Raw genomic sequence first — 21,937 nt, 5'->3', positions numbered from 1 at the left:
AACTAACTTAACTTACTTTAATAGAAATTAACTGACGTTTGACTTTCATTCGATTTTCAAAGGACAACTTAGTATAATTGATGGTGGGCCTGAGTGGACTCGAACCACCGACCTCACGCTTATCAGGCGTGCGCTCTAACCAGCTGAGCTACAGGCCCATCAAGTGACAAGATATCTATTATAAAACATCTCGTTCGGTTTTGCAAGCATAAAAAAAAGAACTTTTCAGTTGATATTTTGTTTGCTTGCCATTTCAAATAATGGAGCGGGTGATGGGAATCGAACCCACGACATCAGCTTGGAAGGCTGAGGTTTTACCACTAAACTACACCCGCAAAAGATGGTCGGGAAGACAGGATTCGAACCTGCGACCCCTTGGTCCCAAACCAAGTGCTCTACCAAGCTGAGCTACTTCCCGACAATGGCGCGCCCGAGAGGAGTCGAACCCCTAACCTTCTGATCCGTAGTCAGACGCTCTATCCAATTGAGCTACGGGCGCTTGTGCTATTATGATTATATATGGTGCGGTTGAGAGGACTTGAACCTCCACGGGATTTAACTCCCACTAGGCCCTCAACCTAGCGCGTCTGCCATTCCGCCACAACCGCACAAAATCGTTATCGTTTTGTGAAAGTAAATGGTGCGGGTGAAGGGACTTGAACCCCCACGTCATAAAGACACTAGATCCTAAGTCTAGCGCGTCTGCCAATTCCGCCACACCCGCAATAATCAGTGGCTGGGCTAGCTGGATTCGAACCAGCGCATGACGGAATCAAAATCCGCTGCCTTACCGCTTGGCTATAGCCCAAAGATAACAGTATATAATATTTATAAATGGCGGGCCTGACGGGGATCGAACCCGCGATCTCCTGCGTGACAGGCAGGCATGTTAACCGCTACACCACAGGCCCAGCTCAATAGTCAATAATATAGATGGTGGAGGATGACAGGATCGAACTGCCGACCCCCTGCTTGTAAGGCAGGTGCTCTCCCAGCTGAGCTAATCCTCCAAATAAGTGGTGACCCGTACGGGATTCGAACCCGTGTTACCGCCGTGAAAGGGCGGTGTCTTAACCACTTGACCAACGGGCCAGTTATTCATGGCGGAGAAGGAGGGATTTGAACCCTCGCGCCGCTTACACGACCTACTCCCTTAGCAGGGGAGCCCCTTCAGCCACTTGGGTACTTCTCCAATGGCTCCACAGGCAGGATTCGAACCTGCGACCGATCGGTTAACAGCCGATAGCTCTACCACTGAGCTACTGTGGAATATTCATCATTTACCTTGCTTTGTCGTTTTTGGCGACAATTTATATTGTACATCAGCTAATGAATGATGTCAATAACTTTTTTAGTTTGTTTTTAGTTTGTTTTTTGTTTTTTTTTGAAGTTGCCGCTTGTCTTTCGGCGACTTTTATAATTTAACACAGCACCGTGAATTACGTCAACCTATTTTTCAACTTTTTTCAACTTCCCTTTGCATTTCCCACAAACATACTTTTCAAGGTTAATTCTTCGCTGTCTCGAAAACTGCGTCCGACACTCCAAGCATACATATAGCAGTTTTAAGCGTGTATCCCCATCACTTGGCAAAGTACTGCAGTGACGAGCACCACCGACTTTCAAAAGGAGTTCCTTAAACTCCCTGTCCTTATGTTTGTACCCTCGCCCTTCTATATGAAGGTGGTAATGACAAAGCTCGTGTTTCAATATACCAATAAGCTCTTTATCACCAAAATGCGTATAATGCTTTGGGTTAATCTCAATATTGTGGCTTTGTAATAAATAGCGTCCGCCTGTCGTTTTTAATCTGTAATTAAATACGGCTTGGTGAAGAAAGGGTTTCTTAAAGCTTTCTAGTGAGACTTTTTCTGTGAGCTCTTGCAATTGTCCGTTGTTCAAAACGCCCCCTCCCTTAAAATTTATCAACTCTGACAAACAGTTTATCATAGGATATAAAAAACCTAAATAGGTTTTCTCTTCTCAGCTGCTGAAAGGAGGTGAGTAAATGCCGGACTGGTTCAAGCGCCAAATTGAGCGCGCTTATTACCAAAAGAACATTTATGAAATTAAATTGCTAAACCAATGCTGGTTTAAATATAAGAAAAAGCAGACCCAGGAATAAGGATCTGCCTTCCGCTAACTTGTTTGCTTTTCTGCCTCTATCATGGTTAAAGAGATCCTTCCCTTTTTATGGTCGACACTTTCAACCCAGACAGTGACCACATCCCCCACTGAGACAATTTCCATAGGGTGCTTAACATACCGGTTAGACATTTTGGAAATATGAACCAAACCGTCTTCTTTTACTCCAATATCCACAAATGCTCCGAAGTCAACAACATTCCTTACTGTTCCCTGGAGCTCCATACCCTTGGTCAGGTCTTCTAAGCTCATTATTCCTTTTTTTAATACTGGCCTTGGAAGATCGTCTCTGGGATCTCTGTTCGGTCTGGCAAGCGCATCTAAGATGTCCTTTAACGTCGGCTCCCCCACTCCAAGCTCTTTTGCATATTGGCTGGCATTTATCCCTCGCACCTTTTCTATTAAGGCTGGAGACCCTACGTCCTCAATCGTTCCTCCAACTTCACGAATTAGCTGCTCTGTTACTTTGTAACTTTCAGGATGAATTGAAGTTTTATCCAAAGGATTTTTCCCTTCTGTAATTCTGAGGAACCCAATCGCCTGTTCATAGGTTTTGGAGCCTAAACGAGGGATTTTCTTCAATTCTTTACGGTCCATAAACCTTCCATTCTCATCTCTTTGTTTAACAATGTTGTTAGCCACTGTTTTTGAAAGGCCCGATACATATTGAAGTAAACTCGGCGAGGCGGTATTAACGTTAACGCCGACCTGGTTTACCGCCGTTTCCACTACAAAGGTCAGTGAATCATTCAGTTTCCCTTGACTGACATCATGCTGATACTGTCCTACCCCCACAGATTTCGGATCAATTTTCACCAATTCAGCTAACGGGTCTTGAAGGCGTCGGGCAATGGACGCAGCACTTCTCTCTTCCACCTCTAAGTGAGGAAATTCTTCCCTTCCAAGCTCTGAGGCTGAATATACACTGGCTCCCGCCTCACTAATAATTAAATAAGAAATGTCCCTTGTATGTTCAGTGATTACCTCCGCTATAAATTCTTCCGTTTCCCGGGACGCTGTTCCATTGCCAATAACAATAACTTCAATATTGTGTTCATCAATCAGCTGGTTAATCACACTCTTTGACTTTACAACCTGTTTTCTCGGAGGAGTCGGGTAAACCACTTCAACTGCCAGCACTTTCCCTGTTTCATCTATAACAGCCAGCTTACACCCTGTACGGTAAGCCGGGTCAACCCCCAACACTACTTTTCCTTTCATTGGAGGCTGAAGCAATAAGTTTTTCAGGTTCTCAGAGAAGATATGAATAGCTTGTTCTTCTGCTTTTTCTGTCAGTTCTTTCCGAACTTCTCTTTCAATGGCAGGGGCAATCAACCGTTTATAAGCATCCTGTATGGCAGATTGAATAAATGAGACTGTAACCGAGCCGTGGCGCTTAATGATTTTCTTTTCCATTCGAGAAAAAGCTGTGTCTTCCGAAAACACCACACTCAGCTTTAACGCTTCTTCCTTTTCCCCTCGGTTCATAGCAAGAATTCTGTGAGAAGGGACCTTTTTTAATGATTCTTCATATTCATAATATATTCCATAAACCTCTTGTTCATCTTTTTCCTTGTTTTTTAAGTAAGAACGAAGCTTTCCCTTTTGATAAGTTAATTCTCTTAATTCCTGCCGTATAGACGGCTCATCAGCTATCCATTCTGCAATAACATCATTTGCGCCTTGAAGAGCTTCTTCGCCTGTTCGGACTTCTTTTTCGGTGTCAATGTACTTATTAGCTTCCTCGTGAAGATCCCCTTCTTTAGGCAAGGAATAAATCCACTCGGCCAGTGGCTGAAGCCCCTTTTCCTTTGCTTTCGTTGCTCTTGTACGCCTTTTTTGGCGAAAAGGACGATACAAGTCTTCGATCATTTGAAGCTTCTCGGCATGTTCGATATCCGATTTTAATTCTGGTGTCAGCTTCCCCTGCTCTTCAATTAATCGCGTCACTTCTTGTTTTCGAGCCAGGAGCTGCTGCCCATAATTCCAAGATTCCTGGATATCACGAATACGGACTTCATCAGCTCCGCTTGTCATCTCTTTTCTGTACCTGGCAATAAAAGGAACGGTGTTTCCTTCTTCTAATAATTGAATAACATTATTGATTATCTTTTGTGAAATGGTAAGATCTTCCGATATCTTTTCCAGAAGTAATTGCTGCTGTTCCGCTGCATTCATTCAATTTCCTCCCGTACACTTCTAAAAGGTATTGTTCTTTTTCACTATAACACGGAAAGGAGTGTGGAAAAACGTGAGACCGTTTTTTCCAAAACCAACAAAAAAAGAGCCCCCTTGGAGGACTCTTTATCTGACTTGCCCGACTACTATAGTAACGTCATCGTTTGAGTTCTTTGCTGTTTCTGCCATACGCGATACTACTTCTTCGGGGTTCTTCATTTGACGAAGCCAGCGCTGCTGCTCTGTAGTAAATGTCGCTCCATCTGAATGAAGAATAAATGAAAACCCTTTCCGGTAAGGAAAATGCTCCATCCTGTATTGAAACTTCCTGCCGGAAAGATAGCCTGGAGCAGGAATTGGGCGAAGAGCTTGTCCATCATGGGTAAATAGCATACAGCCAATGTTCCCTATATTCCCATAAACGATTTCATTCGTCTGGTACATAACCTTCAATATCGTTATGACTACTCCTCTTTCATGCATAAGTGCTTGATTACACTGCTCTAAAAGGGATGGGACCGGGTCAGTATGGTGCTTCTCAACGATGTCCATAGCTATCATAGCTGAACGGTAGGCACCTTCGCCACTTCCCAGTCCATCAGCGACGGCACAAAGGAAATATTCATCAGTCTCGATGGTGACAAAAGCATCCCCACAACGCAAATTACCGCTTTTCCCTTTCTGGAAAGTAGCTAAGTCAACTTTTGTCAGTTGTTTGTTTTCGATCATTTATAGACACTCCGATGGCTCTACACGAATGGATTCCCTTAACTTCTGTAAAGCTCTGCGCTGCAATCGAGAAACATGCATCTGGGAAATCCCTAAACGCTCTCCCGTTTCTTTTTGGCTTAAATTTTCAAAGTACGTGCACTTTAATATTTCCTTTTCTCTTTCTGTTAACACTGTAAAAGCTTTCTCTAACAGCAGCTGTTGATCAGTTTGCTCATAGCCCTCTTCCTGTGAACCAACCAGGTCAAGCAGAGTGACCGCACTCCCCTCCTGATCCGCTTCAATGGAGCGATCGACGGAAAGCGCTTGATAACTTTTACCCATTTCCATGGTTTCCAAAACTTCTTCTTCGCTTACATCAAGGTACCCTGCTATTTCTTCAACACGAGGAGAACGCTGCAAATCATTAGTTAATTCCTCTACAGCTTTCTTTATCCTCGGACCGAGTTCCTTTATTCTTCTGGGGACATGGACGCTCCATGTTTTATCCCGGATAAATCGTTTGATCTCCCCAACAATGGTAGGAACAGCAAAAGATTCAAAGCTTCGTTTGTAAGAATCGTCAAACCGCCTTAAAGCTGCGAGCAGGCCGATCATTCCAACCTGGTACAAGTCTTCGTCATGTTCTTGGCCTCTGGAAAACTTACGGGCCAGTGACTGCACTAAAGGCTCGAACTTCCGAACCAGTTTTGTTTGTATTTCTTCTGTGGGATTTTCCTGAAATTCTTCTATCCACTTATAGACTTCGTCCTTTTCAACTTCTTTCCCAGGTGCATTATTGTCGCTGTACGTCTGCTGAGGTTGTGATTCCGTCGACATTCTGTTCCACCCCATCTCTTTGAAGGAACTTTGTCATAACAATTGCGACGCCGTCTTCCCCGCTAATTTCTACCTTGTCCATCAATGTATCAATTAGGAAAAGGCCGAGCCCCCCTTCTTTTAATTCCCCTACTGGTTTTGTAGCGTCAATGGGGCCTAGCTGCTTCTTCAGATCCTCTACGCTGAAGCTTTGTCCCTGATCTGATACGATGAACTCAATACGATCCTCTTCAGCCGAACAGATAAGCATCATTTCTCCGCCTTCTTTGTAGGCGTGATCCACGACGTTTGTACATGCTTCTGCCACGGCAATTTTTATGTCTTCGATATCATCATAGGTATAGCCCATTCGATTAGCGAGACCGGAAACGGTTAATCGAATAACTCCCACATATTCTGGTTTAGCAGGCACCTTCATTTCAATGTAATCTGAGGCTTTCTTCATTTCTTTGCTTCCTCCCTTTTTTCCTCGTCGATGTCCATAACCTCATCAAGACCAGTGATGGAAAAAATTCGGTAAACACGTTCATTAAGACCGACCAGCTTCAAGCTGCTGTCATTTGCATGAGATGATTTTAAAGCACCAACAAAAATTCCTAATCCAGTACTATCGATGTAATCTATTCCAGATAAATCTACAGTAACTGTCTTGCCCTCTTCCTCTGTTAAAGGTACAAGAGCTTCACGCAACGTCGGAGCTGTATACGCATCAATTTCACCAGAAAGGTAAAGGTGAAAATTATTGTCAACTTCTTTCTTTTGGATATCAAGATTCATTATTCCATCCTCCTATTTATAAGGCTCGCCATCTTTGTAGAAAGAGGCGAGTCCTTGTTTTAACAGTATATTATGCAGGTTAGAAATAATGGCAAAAAGGCCATACTCATATGAATATTACCCTTCATGATAAAACGTTAAACCTTTCTTCTAATAATAATCAGAGAAAAATCATCCCTCAATTGAAAGCCTTGAAGCTTTTCAAGTTGATAAAATACGTTGTTAACCATCTCTTGAGCTGGCATATGACTATATTGCCGGATCAAATTTGTAATTTCTTCCCTCTCGATGAAGCCTTCATCTGTTCTGCACTCTGTAACACCATCAGAAAGCAAAACAACAAAATCGCCGACTTCTACTTTTTTATGGTATTCCCGGAAATTTGCTTCTCGGGTTACTCCAAGCACAAGACCTTTCGCATAGAGTTCCTCAAACGAGTCATTTTTAGCATTGTAATAAAATCCAGGCTCATGTCCGGCCCCTGAATAATAAAAGTGATGTACACGAGGATCGTAGGACCCGTACATCATAGTAATAAACATATTAGCCGCTACGTTCTGTTCAACTACACGGTTTAAATTTTCCAGTAATGCCCCGGGCTGCAAGCGCTGTTCCGGTAAACTGTCCATTGCATACTTAATCATAGACATACATAAAGCAGCAGGCACACCTTTGCCAATGATGTCCGCAATAGCAACCCCAAGGCAGCCATTTTCGTCTTTGACAAAATGATAGTAGTCCCCGCTCATTTTAGAAGCAGGCACACTAATGACGCCAATGTCTAAAGAATCTATATAAGGAACTTCCTTTGGCAAAAGCGTCTGCTGCATATTAGCCGCAACATTAATTTCAGCTTCCAGTTCCTTTTGTCTGTCGCGCAGGCTCTGGTGCTCCCGGTAAGCAAGGCCATATCCGATCATAACTTCTAGAAGAAATTCAAATGAATCTCTTGCTCCAGCAGGAAGGTTAGGAAACAAATCTTCGATGATTTCAAGATGAAGACTGACCATTTCTTCAGGCGAGATTTGATTTTCCATCACCTTCTTGCTGAACTGCTGGGCGTGATACAGCCCCTGTTCATCTTTTTCCTGTAAATACTTATTAAGTATTTTTTTATATTGATCTTCCAATATCGCATATGAATCAGCCAACATTGATCCTCCCTTTAACGGAGCCACTTAATCGCACTAATGGTGGTTCCCTGTCCAGATTGTGAATCAATCTCGAATTCATCCATTAAGCGTTTTACACCAGGCAGGCCAGCTCCTAAACCTCCGGATGTAGTGAATCCATCCTCCATCACTTGCCTGATGTTATTGATTCCAGGTCCCTGGTCTTTTGCTGTAATCCGCAGACCACGCTTCATGCCGTTGCTTTGAACTTCTTCAACTGGTTCAATGATGATTTCTCCCTTTTCCGCATAAAGGTAAATGTTCCTTGCAAGTTCTGATATAGCTGTCGTAATACGTGCCTGGTCTACACTGCCAAACCCCAGGTCCTTCGCATGGTTTCTACCAGCCTGGCGGGCAGATACAATCCCCCATTCCGTATGTACTTCAACTTTGGATTGGATACCCATTCTTATCCCTCCAATTCCTGTTGAAGTTTCTCAAGACCCTGCTCTAAATCAAGGGCAGTTGGCACTTCATCCAGCTTGACACCCATATCAATCAGGGTTATTGCCACAGCCGGCTGAATGCCGGTTAAAACCACTCTAGCTCCCATCAGGTTGGACATTTCTACGACGTCCCCTAGTACTTTAGCGATGAACGAGTCAATCATCTCCACGGAAGTTAAATCAATTACAACTCCACTTGAACCTTCCTGGTGAATTTTGCTGAGTAAATCCTCCTGAAACTGAAGGGCCGTTTGGTCATCTAATTCTACTTGCACCGAAATCAACAAATACTCGTGTAGTTTCAATATAGGAATGCGCATTTTTACCCTCCGCTCTTTAATCCACTTACGTTTGCGTTTTTACAATCTTACGGTTTGTCATTTCAAGTCCCGCTTCGATTCCTTTACGCAAGGTGCTCTTTGTCGGGAACTTGCTTAAATCTATCCCCAGATTAACAATTGTCTGGGCAATTTCCGGCCTGATCCCCACTAAGACACATTCTGCCCCGACGAGGCGGACTGCTTCAGCTGCCTGGATAATATGGTGGGCTACCATAGTATCTACAACCGGGACGCCAGTTATATCAATAAGGACGACTTGAGAACGATATTCTATTAAACCGTCCAGTAAATTCTCCATGATGAGTCTTGCTCGTTCTGTATCAATTGTACCGCTCAATGGCATCACACTTATACTTTCAAAAACAGGAATGAGAGGAGCTGAAAGTTCCTTGAGTGCCATTTTCTGTATTTGTATAGTATTTTCCCATGAACCAGAATACTCGTCTACTAATAAGTTAACGATTCCATCAATCCAGCTCTCTACTTCATAAAACGTTTCAAATACTCTTTTCGAGGCGATGGATCCATCAGTTGTAATCATTTCCAGGACAACCCGTCTAAAGGCTTGCAAACCTTGAGTAAAATAACTTAATGGCCATCCAGAATACATGAAACGCTCAGCAAACGAATGAATCTTTTCTTTTGCCTGTGCCTTCTCTAATTCAAGTGTATCAATAATAACCTGTACAAACTCCCTGTTTGTCTTTTCATATAAATCATCAGGAGCTGTTGATAAGGACTGAGATGATCGGACTGCTTCAATTTCCTTCAGCCAGCGCTCTTCAAGCTCATAACGCTGACTAAATATCATCTCAATGATGGATGGTTTCATAAAAATTCCTCCAAATGAGCTGATCACTGCAAAAATATCTCCCTCTATTATTCCACGACTTTCACTATGGCGCAAACAAATCTAATTATCAGCAGGATATAACTTTTTCCTTTGGTGGCATTATCAGTGAGAAAGGGTGTTTACTTCTAAAATCAGAGGGAATGAAAGGATAATACAAAATACATAACAGGGGCAGAAGGAAAGGAAACCTTTCATCCATAAAATTAAGGAAGGATATTACCTTCTTTTAAAACGACCGGTATGTAAAGTATTTCTTAATCAAAAAAGTTGCTACAGAGCAGCAACTTTTTTGATTAAGAGCATAACTTGAAGTTATCGCATCCTGGCAATATAAAAATTGGGGTTAATAAATAATAATAAATCCGTTCTCTTAAAACAGGTGCCAAAGCAACTTATACTCCGCTCACTAAACGATCATCTAAATTACTCTCAGCCTCTTCTTCTGCTAAAAAGGATTCGGCAGCAATGTTCAAATTGATCTTCGCCATTTCTAAATAGCCCTTTTGCATGGATTCACGTGTCTTAGCTTTCTGACGTTCTTTCAAATAAACCTTTGTCGCCTGATGAATGAACTCACTGCGATTTATTTTGTCATAGCTAATAATACCGTCCACCTCTTGTAAAAGATTTTCCGGCAGGCTGATTTTGATCTGCTTTGTGCCTTTTTGGAACACGAAACACACCTCCAACGTACACCTTAACGACCTTTGATGTTCTTCCTTTTTATCATAGCATCCTAAAGTCGAATTTGCAAAAGGACAATTAAAATAAAATTCACCGCATAAAAAGAGCTGAAACCCTTGATATAATCCTGATAGATTTGTACATCTCTTAATGTGTATTCGATGAATAGTAAAAAATTCCTTCTTTTTTTACAGAAATAAATCTTCTTTATTCGACGAAAATCAAGTATTACGATTCGGCCTCCTGTTCACGGTATACTCTAGGCACTCGCTTGCTGATCATACAAGGCACTTCATAGTTAATCGTTCCCAGCCTTTCTGCAATGTCATCAACCATAATCCGCTTACCGCCTTGCTTTCCAATTAATGTGACCTTTGTGCCCACTTCCATTTTATAAGGAAGCCTCACCATCATTTGATCCATACAAACTCTGCCGATAATTGGAGCTTCTTCCCCTTCGACGAGCACATAACCGCCTTGAGTTGAATGATAGCGATACCACCCATCTGCGTATCCAATGGGAACGGTTCCTATCCATTCCTCATTTTGCGTAGTATAGGTAGCTCCATAACTGATACTCTCCCCTTTGGGTACCTTCTTAACCTGAACAAGTGTGCTGTGCAGAGAAAAAGCTTCCTTTAAAGGATATGGCAGGACATCTTTAATTTCTTCTGAAGGTGACAGTCCGTACATGGAAATACCAAAGCGAAACATGTTAAAGGCTTTTGAGGGAAAGCGAAGTCCTGTAGCACTGTTTCCGCAATGAATGTACTTTGGTTTCACACCCTTTTTCTCCACCAGATCCAGCACTTTCAGAAAACGCTCATACTGCTTGGTGAAATAAGAATTATCCAACTCGTCCGCTGTAGCAAAATGTGTGAAAATCCCTTCTGTCTTATATAAGCTGCTCCCTGCCAAATAATCAAGAATACTTTCAGCTTCTTGTTCTTCTCTAAGCCCTATCCTTCCCATTCCTGTATCAAATTTCAAATGAACTGCAAGAGGTTTGCTAAGGTAGCGGCTGGCGATCTTCAGCCATTCCTCCTGAAAAACTGTTAAAGTGATATTATGAAAGGCTGCAATGTCTGCATCTGAAGGCCTTGTTCGGCCGAGCACCAATATAGGAGCCTCTATCCCCGCTTCTCGTAACTCCATAGCTTCTTCCAAAAGGGCCACACCTAAATAGGAAGCACCAGCCTGCAACGCAGTTTTTGCTACTCTGACGGCTCCGTGGCCATATCCATCAGCTTTTACTACAGCCATTACATTCATTTCCTGTCTGAAATTCTTTTGCACTCTCGCTACGTTTTCATAGATGTGATCCAAGTTGATTTCTGCCCATGTATCTCTGAATGATGTCTCTGAAAAGGCCATGTCGGTTCCCCCTGGTATGTTTCTTTATCTCTATCGATTATTGAACCGAAGAACCAGTGTTGTCAACAAATGAGGTGTACTTGGCACATAAACTTTTTGTCAAAAAAAGAATCAGAGAGAGACTCTCTGATCCCCAAGACTTATTTCACCATCGTTCCTTCCATAGAACGAGCAACAGCCATCATTTCTTCTGGTGACAAATCGTTAGAAGCCAAAAAGTAATCGACTCCATCATAGGTCCAGCTCAAAGAATCTTCTGTTTGTATTCCCACTGTGAAAGTAAGGTCTACCGGGTCTCCAGCTCCGACTTCAACCTCAGCCATTGCAGGGACTGTCTGTGCCTCTTCTTGAATAATAGTAAAGGATTTTTCTCCAGTGTAAGAGAGGATCACTCTTTTTCCATCTTCACCTTGTATTTCTTCAGAATCAGTCAAAGAAGAACCTTGAGGCTCATAAGTCGGGTACGCCACTGCAAACTCCTCCGACTGCTGTTCTTCCTCAATAACTGTTTCTGTTCCTTCGGGTGCTTCATCAGCCATTGCCGGCACTTCCCAATCTGCTGCTGTCATGTTCTTTTCAGTATCAAAGTCTGCTTCATCAAAACTTTTATTCATTTCAAAATTAGTAAATGTTACTTCTACGAGGAGTTCGTAGTCAGGATCATAGATCTTTACTGACACTGGGACCAGGCTTTTAGAATCCAGAGTAATTTCTTGGTGATGGAGGTTTTTATTTTGATAATTCGTTTTTGTTTCGAATACATATTTGTCTTCATGGACAGCAAAAGTTCGTTCGGCATCCATTAAAATATCTGAAATCAACGACTCATAAAGATAGACCTGACTGTTGTTATTGGGCCAGTCACTTTGAAAACGGAAACTCTTATTCAATGCAGGCGTCAGTACAAATACACCATCATCATTTCGAATAATCATTTGATTTTGTTCTTCATTATCATTTTTCAAAGCAACCCGGTAATATTTGTTCTTCTCATTTTGCATATGCCAGACGTCCACTTCATAAGAACGGGGTTCCTGGCCAGTCTGCAGGGCCATTGTCGCTTCCGCTTGATACCCGCTCATTTCTTGAAGTGTTTTATCCAGATCTTTCACAACGTCTTCCTGGGACTTCTCCCCACACGCTGTAACAGTTATTACCAGGACGATCATAGTCAAACATAACAGCCAACGCTTGCGCACGTCCTCATCTCTCCTTTGTCCTAAAATACGACAAAGAAGGGAACCTGTGTTATGAATGGAGAATAGAACGAAATGTAAGTGGTAATTGTTGAACGACATCCCCAGCCACTACAGAATGGGGGGATGAGACATCATCAACGAGCATATCAGCCGCTTTCCCATGAAGAAATACAGCGTTGCTTAACGCCTCCTGGATAGCAGAATGACTCATGACAAACGAAAGGATCATCCCTGTCAGGACATCACCTGTTCCTCCTTTAGCTAAGGAAGGATTTCCGCTGTCATTTACGTACTGCCTGCCTTCTGGAGTCGTAACAATTGTATGAGGCCCTTTTAATATCAGATAGCAGCCGTGCTGTGCTGCAAAGGAACGACTTATTGAAAAACGTTGGCGGTTGACTTCAGCAGGACTTAAGCCGGTTAAGTGTGCTAACTCGCCTGGGTGAGGAGTTAAAATGAGAGGAAAGTCTCTCTTTCTCCACTCTTCCCCCAGCTCCTTCAAAACAAAGAGAGCATCAGCATCCAGAACCAAAGGCCCTTTCACTTCATTTAAGAGCTTTTGAACAAATGTCCGGGTTCCCTCATTTCTCCCAAGTCCAGGCCCAGCAGCCACTCCGTCATAATTACTTAGTGACAAGTCCAAGGTTCCTACTTCCTCTGAAACTTCCCCTTCTTTTGAAGGCAAAGGCAGAAAAGTGGACTCGGCAACCTGGCTTGCTACTGTTGAAAGAGCTTCCTCTGGCACAGCCGTAGTCAGCAGTCCGGCTCCTGACCTGAGGGCAGATGTCGCGGCAAGTACGGGTGCTCCTGTCATATGGATTGAACCTCCTGCAAGGAGCCCTTTTCCATAACTGCCTTTATGGGTGTGCTTATTACGCGCCGGAAAAGAAGCAGATACTTGTTCCCTGCTCCAAAGATACCTGTCCGGTTTTACAGCGTGATAAGCACGTATTGGAAGTCCAATATCCACACACTCCCACTTCCCGTAATATTCATCTGCTGGCGCCAGAAATGCACTAAGCTTAGGGCTTTGCAGAATGAACGTGACAGAAGCCTTTACGGCTTCACCCTCAACTTCACCCTTGTTTGCAGGAACACCGCTTGGAATGTCAACCGATATAACCTTACAGGAACTTTGATTAATTGATTGAACTATTGCATGATAGGGCTCTCTTAAACTTCCTTGAACCCCTGTCCCTAACAAGGTATCAACGATGACATCCCATTGCCCCGGAACTTCTTTCTCATCACTTTTAAAAGAGGAGTAGTCAGCAAAGGTGTAGCCCGAATTTTTAAATACATTGAGGTGGTAAAGAGCTGCCCCTTTCACCTTGCTTTCCGGGGGAATCAGCCATACATCCACCTTAAATCCAGCATCAAGGAGACACCTCGCTATTACAAATCCGTCACCGCCATTGTTGCCCGTTCCAATTAATATTCCAACATTGTCAGAAGGAGAAATACTCTCCATGATTTTATTTGCCGCCGCACGGCCGGCACTCTCCATTAACACCTCTTCCTTCAGCCCTATTTCTTCAATGGTAAAGCGGTCGATTCGCCCCATTTCTTCTCCAGTTACCACTTGCATGGTAGGTCCCTCCTAACCGCACTACATTTCTATGAACTGTATTCAGAAGTTATGCAGACAGGTTGACAAGCGTTGAAATTATTCTTCGATGATAACTTGAGCTACGGCATACTCTGTACTGTGTGAAATAGAAATATGCAGGCGTTCTGATTGACTTTTTCCTCTTATTTTTGGAACCCCCTTTTCATCAGGGAGTATTTCAATATCGTGAAAGCCTGTTTCCTTTGAAATCCCTGTTCCGCAGGCTTTAGCATAAGCCTCTTTTCCTGCAAACCTGCCTGCCGCAATTTCTACCTTGCGAGCAGGCGATACATTGTAAAGAAGCTCTTTTTCCCTGCTCGTCAGGATTCTATCAAGAAACTTTGGGTTTTCCAGCATTCTCTCTATCCTTTTTAATTCTATAATATCTATCCCAATTCCCTTAATCATCAATTATCTAATCCTTTCATTTCTCCGATAAAATCACCATATGCTAAGATAAATGTATAAACGGAATATCTATTTGAACATTTATTTGAGTGCTTCTTTGCGAGCAAGACCCAAATACAATTAATTCACACAAAGGAAGATGTTAATGTTTAGACGCCATGAAACCTTTTATACATTTAGGAGAGATTACCCGGTAATTACGGGCATAATTGCTATTCATCTTATCATATTTTTACTAATCAACCCTCTCACTCGTTCCATTTTCCCTCTGGGAGAATTAGTATACTGGCTTGGGATAGGGTTTAACCCATGGGTCGCTGCTGGAGAATACTGGCGCCTGGTCACTCCCATTTTTATGCACGTCGGCGTTGGCCATTTGTTGTTTAATTCTTTTGCCCTTGCCCTCTTTGCTCCCGCCTTAGAACAAATGCTCGGAAAAATCAGGTTTATCAGTGTCTATCTATTAACAGGGATATTGGCTAATGTCGCCACTTTCTTCATTGGCGGCCTTGGATATAATTTTCACTTAGGTGCCTCAGGAGCTATCTTCGGCCTTTTCGGACTGTATGCGTATATGGTGTTTATGAGAAAGGATTTAATTGATTCAGTTAACTCCCAAATCATTTTGGTCATTGTAGTGATCGGGGTTATCATGACGTTTCTCAACCCCGGCATAAACATTTACGCCCATATTTTCGGACTTCTGTCAGGAATCGTGATAGCCCCTCTCTTTCTGGGAAAAGCCAGACCCTTTTATGCAGCCCCCAGAAAAACTTATCAAGACACTGAAGTGACTTTTAACCCGAATCGATGGAAAAAAAGGCGCTTCCTAACAAGACAAAAGGTTTTGAATTTCATTGGCCTCCTCTTCATTATACTGGTCATAATCGGAGTAATTGGCCAACTGTTTTAAAAGGACACGTATCTTAATAACTCATCACCTTAGCTGTTTTCCCTTTCTGTAACATAGCCTCTAAATAAGAAAAAGGAGTCACCAAAATGTGTTTTGGGTGACTCCTTTTTCTTTTGAATGCTTTACTGAGTAAGCCCGCTTACAATGGTCTCCACATTGTGACGCATCATATCAATGTAGGTTTCTGCTCCGCTTCCTTCAGTTCCAAGAGCGTCAGTATAAACCTCACCATAGATTTCAACCCCGGAATTATCTGAAACTGTTTCCATGTATCTTTGATCTATGGTTGATTCTACAAATAGTGCCGGGATTTGTTGTTCTTCCACTAAATCCACCAATCTGTTTATTTGCCCGGGCGTCCCCTCTTCATGAGAATTAATTTCCCAGACTCCATCTGTTTCAAAGTTGTAACTTCTTCCAAAGTATTTAAAAGCATTTTCAGACATAACGATATAACGGTTTTCTTCCTGTACTTGGTCAGTCTCTTCTACGGTCCACTCATGGAGCTCCTCAAGCTCCTCCAAGTAGGCGTCTGCATTTTCCCTGTATTCCTCTTCACCTTCAGGATCCCGTTCAACTAAATCTTCAACCAGGTTTTCTATATACACATGAGCAAGCTCGGGAGACAGCCATGCATGAGGATCTGCTCCATCCTCTCCTTCCAAAGGCACCGGCTCAATTCCTTCTGTCAGTTCTACAATAGGTACATCTCCTACATTTTGCACCAGGCCAGACAGCCACTCTTCTAAATCAAGCCCATTTACATAGAAAACATCCGCGTCACTGACTTTTTGAAAGTCACTTGGGACAGGCTCATATTCATGAGGTTCTTCCCCTATTGGAACAAGATACTCTACAGTTCCCCGATCCCCCACTACTTGTTCTGCGAAATCAGCAAGAATAGAAAAGCTGACAGTCACTTGCATGCCCTCATTCTCGGTTTCTTGTTCACTCCCATCTCCGCAGCCCGCAAGCACCAGCACACAAGCTCCTGCACTCACTAACCATTTCTTCATTTTCATCCCCTCCAAGTTATTTAATCAAAACTAAAATAATTTACCAAGGGCAAATTATTAAGAAAAAAATATATTATTTCTCTTAAGTAAAAATAGTTTACCGTGGTCAACATTTATTATTTTGCCATACCTCATTCCTGGTGTCTAGCAAAAAACAAAAAAGCCCCGGAGCTTTTCTTTCATTCATTCACTCAGGGAATCTACAACAGGCTCAATAATAAATATTTGGCTATACCCTTTTTTATTCCTTTTATCACTGTTCCCCCCTCTTATTCCAAAAGAAAAACCGCCAGAAAGACTGACGGTTTCATCCATATACTACGCATTTATATAGTGACCTTTGTGGCTTTGGTTTTTTAATGTATAGTTGACAGCCGCTCTGTTTTTCCAGAGGAACGTAAGCAGTTCATTGTAAGTTAAAAACATTTCTTCAGGATCGCAGTATTCTTCTCCTTTTCCATGCACTGACCATTTTCCATTTGTATTCATTAAGGTCCACTGACCATTTCTTTGTCTATCCTTAAATACCAAATAGTACTTGTGGCCAGTCACATCAAAGTCAGCATACTGGGAGAATGCTCCAAGCACCTCTTCAATATCTGCTTTCTTTCTGATTGTTTTCACTTTTTCCCATCACCCTTTTTAAAATTTTTAGCTTCGGAATATGAAGCTTTGCCTGAAAATTCAATTTCGGCGCCGGGAGGCTTGCGAACTGATGCAATATTTTCCAGCTCTCCCCTGTAGCATACACCTTGTATACTACAGTTGGGCTGTCCCATAAACAGAAATTTCAGTTTATTGGAACCGAAAAGACTGTGCACAAATTAAATTACTACTTAAGTACACCTGGTTCTTCTATAGACTCTCTTTACAGCAGAAAGAGATTTAAGTTTATTACTACTATAGCATGATTTCTCTATGAAGTTTGAAGAATACAGAAGATATTCCCTCTTTTTCTTTCGACAAATGTCTCTAGCTGGAACTGAACTTTAAACACGTTGAGAGAAAATTAGCGTTTTTATCTCCACCATACTACTTATAAGAAATCACCATTTACCTTCTACAGAACCTATTAAAAATAGTCACAAGAAAAGCACCCCGAATTTCTATAGTACAAAAAATTCGGAGTGCTTATTTAAGAGGCTGGACCTTTCTATTTTCTACTCAACTAAAGCTACAAGTTCAGGAGTTATGTCAAACGAAACGGATGAACCTATTTCTATATCCTGCTCAATAGGTGCATAGATCACCATAGGCTCCACACTGTCACTGTTTCCTTCCTCAAGCCGCACTTGGAGTTCCTGATACTCACCGCCATAAGTGACTTGCACTACTTCTCCATTGTAACGTCCTTGCTCTGCAAGACGGCATCCTTCCGGACGTATTGAAACCTTAACATTTTCGATCATTGTTTCTGATTGCTGAGGAAGACACACTTTGCCTATATGAGTATTTACATGTTTCATATCCGGACACAGCTTACCGCTCAATAGATTAGTTTTTCCAACAAACTGAGCTACGAAACAGTTTTTAGGGCAACGGTACATCTCCTTTGGAGCAGCAATTTGCTGAATGACGCCTTCCTTCATTACTACGACACGGTCAGACACTGCAAAGGCATCCTTTTGGTCATGGGTTACAATAATAGCTGTTGTGTTTGCTTTGCGAAGGATGCTTGTCACTTCAATTCTCATCTTTTCTCTAAGACCTGCGTCCAGATTACTAAATGGCTCGTCCATTAATACTACATGAGGACGAGGGGCTAAAGCTCTTGCCAGCGCGACACGCTGTTGCTGCCCGCCGGACAGTTCATTAGGAAATCGATCAGCATAACTTTCAAGTCCAACTAGCTCCAGTACTTCAGCAGCTCTTTTTTTCCTCTCCCGCGGACGCCATTTATTTAATCCAAACATTACGTTCTTTTCAATATTAAGATGGGGGAAAAGAGCATATTCTTGAAAGACCATTCCAATTCCTCTTTTTTCAGGAGGCAATGAAAAGTTACTATCCGATACTGTCTTGCCGTCGATACTGATAGAGCCGACACTTGGCTGTTCAAAGCCCGCAATCATTCTCAATGTGGTAGTCTTCCCGCAACCGCTCGGCCCAAGAAAAGTAATAATCTCACCTTTTTTTATCTCTAAATCAATTTGGTCGACAGCTGGTTTTAATGAAGTTTTGTTAAAAAACTTTGTTAATTGTTGTAAGTGTATAAAACTCATGCTTGACCCTCCCAGGCGAGCAAAAAATATATGTTTTATAAAAAACTTCTATTTTAGAATTATTATAATTTAATTGATAATGATTTTCATTACAAGCTAAATTATAGCACCCTCCTATTTCCACGTCAACGACACATAGTATAACATTTCCTTATTTTCTGAATAATCATTCGTATAAGAAAGAATATTGGCCCGCCCCTTCATAGATAGCAAGCTTCAGAGAAAGAAACAGAGAACCGCCACGCGCAGTTCCCTGTACTTTATTTCATTTTTTAAGTGAGGTTAAATTTCTGCGGCTGATTTCATCTTTCTCAAAACTCACCCTCTATCAACTATTCGACAATAAATACTGGCGGCCGGAAGTATTTCCCGGGAAAAGTCGTATTCTTTCTATTTTTGTATCATCAGCATTCCTCGTCAACTTCAAAGAAGTGGATTAACGTTGATATCCAATGACGTTAGGGGCAATAGCAGCAGGCAGCTGTTCGTTTAATTTGTAAATCTCACCGTACTCACTTACATTGTGCTCTATTCGAACTTCTTCATAGTTAAAATCTTTCGCCGTTAACAAAAAAGCATCCATCATTATCTTCATGTGTTCTTCCTCTGGAAGAACACTTTCCTCGGAAAGCTTGATAGTGACCTCACTATTTCTCTCTATAACTTCCTCTACCGATACTCCTTCTGGAATGACGCTATCAGTCTCTCCCGTTTCTTCATACTCCTCCATAGCTTTTATCGTTTCTTTAAAGGAAAGAAGCTCATTGGCTTCGTTATATACTGGAGCCTGAACACTATTCCCGCTCACGAGTAATTGATAACCAGTTTCCGTTTCGTAAGCGTAATAACCTCTATTTGATTCCGAAACCTCCAATTCCTCTATCAACCCGTAGTTCCCTATAGAAACACCCTTATTTCCATTCTCGTAAAATAAAACCTTTTCAACGGAATTATAACGAAAGCTTTCTATCATTCCAGTAAAAAGCATTTGGCTTTCCACGCTGCTTAATCCTTGAGCATCTTTCAAGAAATGAGCTTCCATTACCTTGTCAGCTGTTGATTCCCACAAAATGTCCTCTGAAAACACCGGATCCAAACCAAGTTCTTCTCTTGCGTAATCATTAGCTAAATGAATAATTGCCTCCTCTTCCGTTTGGTCAGCTTTAACAATGAAAGTAAGTGGGATGACAAATTTGGCTCCTGGATCCATGTAAGGAGTTGTTATTGTTGTTTCATTGTTCTTCAGATCCTGTTGCTGAAGTGCCGGCGTATACTTCTCGCCTCCCATCGTCAAAGCTGTATCAACATCAGCCCTTTCAGCGGTAAAGTCCTCAGCAAAGTAATGTTCACTTTTTCCATTTTCCATAGGCCCCCTTTCCTCTATGGAAGGTTTAACTTGAGAATCCCCGCTCCTCACCAATCCTGCCTCCTGATTATGAGAAGAGACAGATTGAAACATTTCATTAAGCAATGAAGGAAACAGGAGAAGGAATACAGTGCAGGCGACCATAAAGGCTGTTGCGGGCATCAGCCATTTTTTCTTTCGGCCCTCTTTGCTCTGTTTCTTTTTAATAAGGGAATAGATTTCCGCTTTTGAACGAGAATCCCTGATCTCAGGCATATCACGGAGAGTGTTTTCTATGTGTTGTCTTTGAAAGTCTCTTATCTTCATCCTTCCCCCTCCTTTACCGCTGAAGATACTACTTCCCCCGTTAATTCTTTTAGTTTTTGTATCGCTCGGTGTTGAGTTGTTTTCACTTTGCTTTCTGACCAATTTAATATCTCAGCGGTTTCCTTGATGGTTAACGAGTCTATATACCTTAATATAATCACTTGCTGTTGATCTAAATTACATTTCTGCAAGCTCGAATAAATCATTTGAATACCATCTCTCGACATCACGATTTCATCTGGGAGTGGAGATGGATCTTTAATCTCTTCCTCTGAAGCCACAGAGAATAAGCCAAGCCACCTGCGTTTCTGCCGATTTTGCTTACGGATCCAGTCAATACCCACATGCCTGGCAACAGAATAAAGCCATGTTTTTTCACTGCTTTTGCCTTCAAAACCTGAATAAGACTGAAAGACCTTAATATAAACTTCCTGCACCAGCTCTTCTGCTGTGTCTCGGTTTTTTACTAAATAAAATAAGTACTGAAACAGGGATTGGTGGTAAGTTTCATAAATCCTGTCAAATTCTTCATTCACCATTCTCCCTCCCCTTTCTTAGACGTTCTTTCGTCATAAATGTTACAAGGGCAGAAACCCCTGTCTTATCTTTAAAACGATATATGTAAACGACGCTGACTCCAAGAAGAAAAGCCCTAACAGATAAACATCTGTAGAGCTTCCATCTTTTCAGAACGCTTATTAAGAATTTAAAGATAAAGCAAAAACCCAATATAATATGCCATATAAAACAGCAAGTGTAGAAATAAAGAAAAATAAGCCTTTGTTGGATAATTTCCTCAAGTGAATTCACCTTCCTGAATTAAATCACTAATATTATAGCATGCAGAGTATTATGCAGGAGGGAAAGTCTTACAAATTTTTTTGAGGAAAAACAAAAGACTTTAGCCAAGGGTTATCTTTCTTTGTTTTCTACTAACTTGCCTTCCTGGTATTCTACTATCCACCTGTTTACAAGACCTACACTAATAACATATTTTCTCGCTACCCATGACTGATTGCCTCTTTTCATTGCCTCCTTTACAACCTGGCATTTAAATTCGTTTGAATAACGTGTCCTTTTCATTACAACCTCCTTTGAAAACGCTTACATATTAACTGAATTTTAAGAAAATAATGAAAAGTTGTCAAGGGACCTTTCTCTCTATTCTCTGATTACATAAAAAAGGCCTGCTATTTCCAGCAGGCCTTACTCTTATTCAGTGATAGTTTCGTGAGAATAATACGTTCGTTCATAAATATGTTCCACTTCGTCATCTGTCATAATAGAAAGTTTACTTTCCTCCATTCCTCTGATACGTGAAATAAATGAGATCATGTTTGTCCGCTCTTTTCTACTCATCTTTTCTCCTCCTCTGTTTCA

Annotated in this window: 24 protein-coding genes and 12 tRNA genes; 2 read left to right on the top strand and 34 right to left on the bottom strand. The window is 41.8% G+C overall.

Annotated features, from left to right (window positions below; genetic code table 11):
* Positions 1-81 precede the first annotated feature (81 nt).
* The 13 genes from ACFPU1_RS14940 to ACFPU1_RS14880 form a co-directional block, all read right to left on the bottom strand.
* Positions 82-158, bottom strand: a tRNA-Ile gene (locus ACFPU1_RS14940).
* A 103-nt stretch (positions 159-261) separates the two neighbouring features.
* Positions 262-335: transfer RNA gene (locus tag ACFPU1_RS14935), tRNA-Gly, on the bottom strand.
* Between the two features lie 6 nt (positions 336-341).
* Positions 342-418 (bottom strand) — tRNA-Pro (locus tag ACFPU1_RS14930).
* A 4-nt stretch (positions 419-422) separates the two neighbouring features.
* Positions 423-499: transfer RNA gene (locus tag ACFPU1_RS14925), tRNA-Arg, on the bottom strand.
* A 21-nt stretch (positions 500-520) separates the two neighbouring features.
* A tRNA-Leu gene (locus ACFPU1_RS14920) sits at positions 521-608 on the bottom strand.
* Positions 609-638: 30 nt separating this feature from the next.
* Positions 639-724 (bottom strand) — tRNA-Leu (locus ACFPU1_RS14915).
* 9 nt (positions 725-733) lie between these two features.
* Positions 734-808 (bottom strand) — tRNA-Gln (locus ACFPU1_RS14910).
* A 27-nt stretch (positions 809-835) separates the two neighbouring features.
* Positions 836-911 (bottom strand) — tRNA-Asp (locus tag ACFPU1_RS14905).
* Between the two features lie 23 nt (positions 912-934).
* A tRNA-Val gene (locus tag ACFPU1_RS14900) sits at positions 935-1,010 on the bottom strand.
* 7 nt (positions 1,011-1,017) lie between these two features.
* Positions 1,018-1,092 (bottom strand) — tRNA-Glu (locus ACFPU1_RS14895).
* 9 nt (positions 1,093-1,101) lie between these two features.
* Positions 1,102-1,192, bottom strand: a tRNA-Ser gene (locus ACFPU1_RS14890).
* Positions 1,193-1,194: 2 nt separating this feature from the next.
* Positions 1,195-1,269: transfer RNA gene (locus ACFPU1_RS14885), tRNA-Asn, on the bottom strand.
* Positions 1,270-1,449: 180 nt separating this feature from the next.
* Positions 1,450-1,902 carry a SprT family protein gene (locus tag ACFPU1_RS14880; protein WP_385942605.1) on the bottom strand — a complete coding sequence of 151 codons (453 nt, stop codon included), beginning with the start codon at positions 1,900-1,902 and terminating at the stop codon, positions 1,450-1,452.
* A 106-nt stretch (positions 1,903-2,008) separates the two neighbouring features.
* Between ACFPU1_RS14880 and cmpA the strand changes: the two genes are divergently transcribed.
* A complete protein-coding gene (gene cmpA, locus ACFPU1_RS14875; protein ID WP_157049861.1) occupies positions 2,009-2,125 on the top strand; it encodes a cortex morphogenetic protein CmpA in 117 nt (38 codons plus the stop codon).
* Positions 2,126-2,139: 14 nt separating this feature from the next.
* On the opposite strand, the gene ACFPU1_RS14870 is transcribed toward cmpA, so the two are convergent.
* The 14 genes from ACFPU1_RS14870 to acpS form a co-directional block, all read right to left on the bottom strand.
* Positions 2,140-4,323 (bottom strand): Tex family protein, encoded by a 2,184-nt coding sequence (locus ACFPU1_RS14870; protein ID WP_385942603.1) that lies wholly within the window; start codon positions 4,321-4,323, stop codon positions 2,140-2,142.
* Positions 4,324-4,449: 126 nt separating this feature from the next.
* Positions 4,450-5,052, bottom strand: coding sequence for a SpoIIE family protein phosphatase (locus tag ACFPU1_RS14865; RefSeq protein ID WP_100400722.1), 603 nt, complete (start codon positions 5,050-5,052; stop codon positions 4,450-4,452).
* On the bottom strand, positions 5,053-5,871 hold the full coding sequence (sigB, locus tag ACFPU1_RS14860) for an RNA polymerase sigma factor SigB (protein WP_054636573.1): 819 nt from the start codon (positions 5,869-5,871) through the stop codon (positions 5,053-5,055).
* Positions 5,828-6,316 carry an anti-sigma B factor RsbW gene (rsbW, locus tag ACFPU1_RS14855; RefSeq protein ID WP_054636572.1) on the bottom strand — a complete coding sequence of 163 codons (489 nt, stop codon included), beginning with the start codon at positions 6,314-6,316 and terminating at the stop codon, positions 5,828-5,830. The genes sigB and rsbW overlap by 44 nt, the downstream gene beginning before the upstream one ends.
* Positions 6,313-6,648: an STAS domain-containing protein gene (locus ACFPU1_RS14850; protein ID WP_385942600.1), complete on the bottom strand. Its 336-nt coding sequence runs from the start codon at positions 6,646-6,648 to the stop codon at positions 6,313-6,315. Before ACFPU1_RS14850 ends, rsbW begins: the two co-directional genes overlap by 4 nt.
* Positions 6,649-6,785: 137 nt before the next feature.
* Positions 6,786-7,799 carry a PP2C family protein-serine/threonine phosphatase gene (locus tag ACFPU1_RS14845; protein WP_385942598.1) on the bottom strand — a complete coding sequence of 338 codons (1,014 nt, stop codon included), beginning with the start codon at positions 7,797-7,799 and terminating at the stop codon, positions 6,786-6,788.
* Positions 7,800-7,813: 14 nt separating this feature from the next.
* A complete protein-coding gene (locus tag ACFPU1_RS14840) occupies positions 7,814-8,227 on the bottom strand; it encodes an anti-sigma regulatory factor (protein WP_054636571.1) in 414 nt (137 codons plus the stop codon).
* A gap of 2 nt (positions 8,228-8,229) precedes the next feature.
* Positions 8,230-8,586, bottom strand: a complete 357-nt coding sequence (locus ACFPU1_RS14835) for an STAS domain-containing protein (RefSeq protein WP_054636570.1) — start codon at positions 8,584-8,586, stop codon at positions 8,230-8,232.
* Between the two features lie 25 nt (positions 8,587-8,611).
* A complete protein-coding gene (locus tag ACFPU1_RS14830) occupies positions 8,612-9,439 on the bottom strand; it encodes an RsbT co-antagonist protein RsbRA (protein ID WP_054636569.1) in 828 nt (275 codons plus the stop codon).
* 413 nt (positions 9,440-9,852) lie between these two features.
* On the bottom strand, positions 9,853-10,143 hold the full coding sequence (locus ACFPU1_RS14825; RefSeq protein WP_374701240.1) for a CopG family ribbon-helix-helix protein: 291 nt from the start codon (positions 10,141-10,143) through the stop codon (positions 9,853-9,855).
* A 229-nt stretch (positions 10,144-10,372) separates the two neighbouring features.
* Positions 10,373-11,518, bottom strand: coding sequence for an alanine racemase (gene alr, locus ACFPU1_RS14820; protein WP_385942595.1), 1,146 nt, complete (start codon positions 11,516-11,518; stop codon positions 10,373-10,375).
* A 140-nt stretch (positions 11,519-11,658) separates the two neighbouring features.
* Positions 11,659-12,717 (bottom strand): LolA family protein, encoded by a 1,059-nt coding sequence (locus ACFPU1_RS14815; protein ID WP_054636567.1) that lies wholly within the window; start codon positions 12,715-12,717, stop codon positions 11,659-11,661.
* Between the two features lie 49 nt (positions 12,718-12,766).
* Positions 12,767-14,305: an NAD(P)H-hydrate dehydratase gene (locus tag ACFPU1_RS14810; protein WP_385942593.1), complete on the bottom strand. Its 1,539-nt coding sequence runs from the start codon at positions 14,303-14,305 to the stop codon at positions 12,767-12,769.
* 78 nt (positions 14,306-14,383) lie between these two features.
* On the bottom strand, positions 14,384-14,734 hold the full coding sequence (acpS, locus tag ACFPU1_RS14805) for a holo-ACP synthase (protein ID WP_385942591.1): 351 nt from the start codon (positions 14,732-14,734) through the stop codon (positions 14,384-14,386).
* A gap of 145 nt (positions 14,735-14,879) precedes the next feature.
* Between acpS and ACFPU1_RS14800 the strand changes: the two genes are divergently transcribed.
* Positions 14,880-15,647 carry a rhomboid family intramembrane serine protease gene (locus tag ACFPU1_RS14800; protein WP_385942590.1) on the top strand — a complete coding sequence of 256 codons (768 nt, stop codon included), beginning with the start codon at positions 14,880-14,882 and terminating at the stop codon, positions 15,645-15,647.
* A 122-nt stretch (positions 15,648-15,769) separates the two neighbouring features.
* On the opposite strand, the gene ACFPU1_RS14795 is transcribed toward ACFPU1_RS14800, so the two are convergent.
* From ACFPU1_RS14795 to ACFPU1_RS14765, 7 genes are all read right to left on the bottom strand, one after another.
* Positions 15,770-16,663 carry a metal ABC transporter solute-binding protein, Zn/Mn family gene (locus ACFPU1_RS14795; RefSeq protein ID WP_385942588.1) on the bottom strand — a complete coding sequence of 298 codons (894 nt, stop codon included), beginning with the start codon at positions 16,661-16,663 and terminating at the stop codon, positions 15,770-15,772.
* A 318-nt stretch (positions 16,664-16,981) separates the two neighbouring features.
* A complete protein-coding gene (locus ACFPU1_RS14790) occupies positions 16,982-17,287 on the bottom strand; it encodes a hypothetical protein (protein WP_385942586.1) in 306 nt (101 codons plus the stop codon).
* Between the two features lie 536 nt (positions 17,288-17,823).
* Entirely contained in the window at positions 17,824-18,885 is a 1,062-nt protein-coding gene (locus ACFPU1_RS14785) for an ABC transporter ATP-binding protein (RefSeq protein WP_385942584.1), read from the bottom strand.
* Positions 18,886-19,321: 436 nt separating this feature from the next.
* Positions 19,322-20,557, bottom strand: a complete 1,236-nt coding sequence (locus ACFPU1_RS14780; protein ID WP_385942583.1) for a hypothetical protein — start codon at positions 20,555-20,557, stop codon at positions 19,322-19,324.
* Positions 20,554-21,093 (bottom strand): RNA polymerase sigma factor SigX, encoded by a 540-nt coding sequence (locus ACFPU1_RS14775; RefSeq protein WP_385942581.1) that lies wholly within the window; start codon positions 21,091-21,093, stop codon positions 20,554-20,556. The genes ACFPU1_RS14780 and ACFPU1_RS14775 overlap by 4 nt, the downstream gene beginning before the upstream one ends.
* Before the next feature lie 376 nt (positions 21,094-21,469).
* Positions 21,470-21,640: a transposase gene (locus ACFPU1_RS14770; protein ID WP_083465429.1), complete on the bottom strand. Its 171-nt coding sequence runs from the start codon at positions 21,638-21,640 to the stop codon at positions 21,470-21,472.
* Positions 21,641-21,769: 129 nt separating this feature from the next.
* On the bottom strand, positions 21,770-21,916 hold the full coding sequence (locus ACFPU1_RS14765; protein ID WP_054636561.1) for a BH0509 family protein: 147 nt from the start codon (positions 21,914-21,916) through the stop codon (positions 21,770-21,772).
* Positions 21,917-21,937 lie beyond the last annotated feature (21 nt).

The organism is Thalassorhabdus alkalitolerans (assembly GCF_042656525.1).
In the GTDB taxonomy this organism is placed as follows: Bacteria; Bacillota; Bacilli; order Bacillales; family Marinococcaceae; genus Thalassorhabdus; species Thalassorhabdus alkalitolerans.
The sequence above is the reverse complement of the archived record's forward strand: the minus strand, read 5'-3'. Positions and strand labels throughout refer to the sequence as shown.

What these genes read in the sequence shown, in the direction of transcription:
- ACFPU1_RS14770 (WP_083465429.1), bottom strand. Translation starts at nt 21,640, where the DNA reads ATGAAAAGGACACGTTATTCAAACGAATTTAAATGCCAGGTTGTAAAG.
- ACFPU1_RS14865 (WP_100400722.1), bottom strand. Translation starts at nt 5,052, where the DNA reads ATGATCGAAAACAAACAACTGACAAAAGTTGACTTAGCTACTTTCCAG.
- ACFPU1_RS14800 (WP_385942590.1), top strand. Translation starts at nt 14,880, where the DNA reads ATGTTTAGACGCCATGAAACCTTTTATACATTTAGGAGAGATTACCCG.
- ACFPU1_RS14830 (WP_054636569.1), bottom strand. Translation starts at nt 9,439, where the DNA reads ATGAAACCATCCATCATTGAGATGATATTTAGTCAGCGTTATGAGCTT.
- cmpA (WP_157049861.1), top strand. Translation starts at nt 2,009, where the DNA reads ATGCCGGACTGGTTCAAGCGCCAAATTGAGCGCGCTTATTACCAAAAG.
- ACFPU1_RS14795 (WP_385942588.1), bottom strand. Translation starts at nt 16,663, where the DNA reads ATGAAGAAATGGTTAGTGAGTGCAGGAGCTTGTGTGCTGGTGCTTGCG.
- ACFPU1_RS14835 (WP_054636570.1), bottom strand. Translation starts at nt 8,586, where the DNA reads ATGCGCATTCCTATATTGAAACTACACGAGTATTTGTTGATTTCGGTG.
- ACFPU1_RS14810 (WP_385942593.1), bottom strand. Translation starts at nt 14,305, where the DNA reads ATGCAAGTGGTAACTGGAGAAGAAATGGGGCGAATCGACCGCTTTACC.
- alr (WP_385942595.1), bottom strand. Translation starts at nt 11,518, where the DNA reads ATGGCCTTTTCAGAGACATCATTCAGAGATACATGGGCAGAAATCAAC.
- ACFPU1_RS14840 (WP_054636571.1), bottom strand. Translation starts at nt 8,227, where the DNA reads ATGGGTATCCAATCCAAAGTTGAAGTACATACGGAATGGGGGATTGTA.
- ACFPU1_RS14780 (WP_385942583.1), bottom strand. Translation starts at nt 20,557, where the DNA reads ATGAAGATAAGAGACTTTCAAAGACAACACATAGAAAACACTCTCCGT.
- ACFPU1_RS14785 (WP_385942584.1), bottom strand. Translation starts at nt 18,885, where the DNA reads ATGAGTTTTATACACTTACAACAATTAACAAAGTTTTTTAACAAAACT.
- ACFPU1_RS14870 (WP_385942603.1), bottom strand. Translation starts at nt 4,323, where the DNA reads ATGAATGCAGCGGAACAGCAGCAATTACTTCTGGAAAAGATATCGGAA.
- ACFPU1_RS14765 (WP_054636561.1), bottom strand. Translation starts at nt 21,916, where the DNA reads ATGAGTAGAAAAGAGCGGACAAACATGATCTCATTTATTTCACGTATC.
- sigB (WP_054636573.1), bottom strand. Translation starts at nt 5,871, where the DNA reads ATGTCGACGGAATCACAACCTCAGCAGACGTACAGCGACAATAATGCA.
- acpS (WP_385942591.1), bottom strand. Translation starts at nt 14,734, where the DNA reads ATGATTAAGGGAATTGGGATAGATATTATAGAATTAAAAAGGATAGAG.
- ACFPU1_RS14850 (WP_385942600.1), bottom strand. Translation starts at nt 6,648, where the DNA reads ATGAATCTTGATATCCAAAAGAAAGAAGTTGACAATAATTTTCACCTT.
- rsbW (WP_054636572.1), bottom strand. Translation starts at nt 6,316, where the DNA reads ATGAAGAAAGCCTCAGATTACATTGAAATGAAGGTGCCTGCTAAACCA.